Raw genomic sequence first — 2293 nt, forward strand, 5'->3', positions numbered from 1 at the left:
CCTTCCTTTTTAAAGTAACGAATCGCCTTACTTACCGTTTGCTCTAGCTTATCGACTGGATATGCAGTTGCGACAGCTTTAAGAATGGAAAAATGATGTTTATATTCTTCATCACAAGATTTCATTCCCTTTGAAATGAGATCTTGCACTTTATGATTCATGCCAAGCTTATTATATTCTCTTGCAAGGAGAAACATTGTTTTCGGATTATTTTCTACTGCCTCTAGTAAATAGGGAATCGCTAAATCGGATAGGCCTTGTTCTGCATATAAGTATCCTAGATTGTGACTTACTTTCAGAATGAGTTTCTTTTCATCTAACTTAAGTAATTGCTTTAATGAAGTAAGAAAATGAGCTTCTGCTTGATCGAATTGCTTTAATGAGATGCAACAAAGACCCATAATATTATCGCAAGAAGCTATATTTCGTTCATATCCAAAATTCTCTAGGTAAAAATGACGCGCGTTCGTAATATAACGAATCGATTCCAACGGCTGATAGATATGATAATAAAACGTCCCTACGCGGTAATAAAATTCTGCTTTTTCCGCCCCATCTGGAACAAAATCTAATAACGCTTCCGCCTTTCGATAGTGGATACGCGCATCGCTATATTGACCGTTGCTCATCGCATAAATTCCTTTAAACAAATGATAATAATAAGTAAGGAAGTCATCCATACTACTTTCATCTTTTTCAATATTTTGCACGGAGGAATCAACATGCATCAAACTATTTACAAGAATGCTGTGACGGAAATCGAGAAGTGAGTAATAGAGGAGTACGTTTTGGTCTTCTTCCATATAAGCAAGCTTGGTCTCAACCTCACGTTTATACCCTTTAGCCTCATTTACATGCTGCGTACGAATGGCTTGGTACCATTCATTTAATAGATTTGTGATGTATGCGCTACTAATTACTTGAACTGTCATCGCAATTCCCCTCCCTTATATTGTAAAGGTAGATTAATATTAGCAAATAAAAGATCCTATGTACATTATTTTGCTAAATATTTTTCTAAATGGGAACTTTTATTATTATAATAAAAGTTTTATACAATCTATTCTTTCATTTTGCATACTATTTAAGATTATTTTCAGGGATATCATTCCTTTTCTTTCAACTTATTTCGTGCTACGATAATAACAATTTTGTAAACCTGCTTAGGTTAGATAAGGATGATTATAATGGGAACTCTTTTGATTACCATACTCGTAACGAGTTTTATACAGCTTTGTTCCTGTGTTGGTGTCATTTTATTAGTTGGGTTTGTACTCGGTTTTCTCCAAGGCTTGTCACGCAGATATTGGACATCAACATTTGGACGAACTGGCTTTCTACTTACGGCTTGGATTGGAACGCCCATTCATGAACTAGGCCATGCAGTCATGTGCCTTGTCTTTAGACATAAAATTGTAAGTGTACAGTGGTTTCCGACAAATACGCAAGGCGGGCAGCTTGGTTATGTCAGTCATACCTATAACACGAACAGCTTTTATCAAAAAATTGGGAACTTTTTCATTGGAGTTGCTCCCGTATTTAGCGGCATTGCGGCACTTGTAATTCTCATGTATTCCTTCGTTCCACAATCTTATCAAGTATTAATGAAGGAAATAACAGCTATAAAAATGGAGGGAACCTCAAGCGAGATTGCATATCACATCTTTTCGTCAGCTATTGTATTATGGAAAAGTCTATTTACAATCACTAACTTCGCCCATCCTTCTTTTTTATTATTTCTTTTTTTATCTGTATGCATTTCTACTCATATCGCTCTAAGTCGTCCTGACGTTGATGGTGCTCTGAGCGGTGTTATTACGATATTTATTGTCCTTCTTATAATAAACGGAGCATCTAGCTTTCTTCATCTATCTAGCTATGGTCTCATGCAGCTTCTCGGAAAGATCAATGCGTATGTACTTGTTTTTGCCAGTGTGGCGCTCATTTTTTCTTTTATGAGCTTACTAATAAGCTATATCATGTTCACGATAAAAAGGATTCTTCCATAACAAAGAGCGTTCTTATCTAATGAGAACGCTCTTTGTTCATTATGAAATAAAAGTTAACCCGTACACCAAACCGTACCAAATGATTGGCAATAAACTCCATAATACAGTATTACGGTAGTTTCCTTTCATATATTCTCTCCAAGCCATGAATGCGCTAACAATGATAAAAATCGGATAGCTTCCGATAACTAGCCATAGGGGCATTGCCAATTCTGCAATAGCAAAAATAAATCCCATAACCCAAATGACTAGTGTACATGCTAGTAGTACCTCGCTTAGTATCA

General features: G+C 36.0%; 3 protein-coding genes. 1 reads left to right on the forward strand and 2 read right to left on the reverse strand.

Features of this window, described 5'->3' with window-relative positions; genetic code table 11:
* Positions 1-932, reverse strand: a 932-nt coding sequence (locus tag AC11ZT_RS00465; RefSeq protein ID WP_484057723.1) for a response regulator aspartate phosphatase, incomplete at its 3' end; no start/stop codon positions are given.
* A 255-nt stretch (positions 933-1187) separates the two neighbouring features.
* Here AC11ZT_RS00465 and AC11ZT_RS00470 point away from each other — a divergent pair.
* Positions 1188-2009 carry a hypothetical protein gene (locus tag AC11ZT_RS00470; RefSeq protein WP_484057724.1) on the forward strand — a complete coding sequence of 274 codons (822 nt, stop codon included), beginning with the start codon at positions 1188-1190 and terminating at the stop codon, positions 2007-2009.
* A gap of 39 nt (positions 2010-2048) precedes the next feature.
* Here AC11ZT_RS00470 and AC11ZT_RS00475 read toward each other — a convergent pair.
* On the reverse strand, positions 2049-2293 hold a 245-nt coding region (locus AC11ZT_RS00475), incomplete at its 5' end, for a hypothetical protein (protein WP_484057725.1).

The organism is Ectobacillus sp. (genome assembly GCF_056992975.1).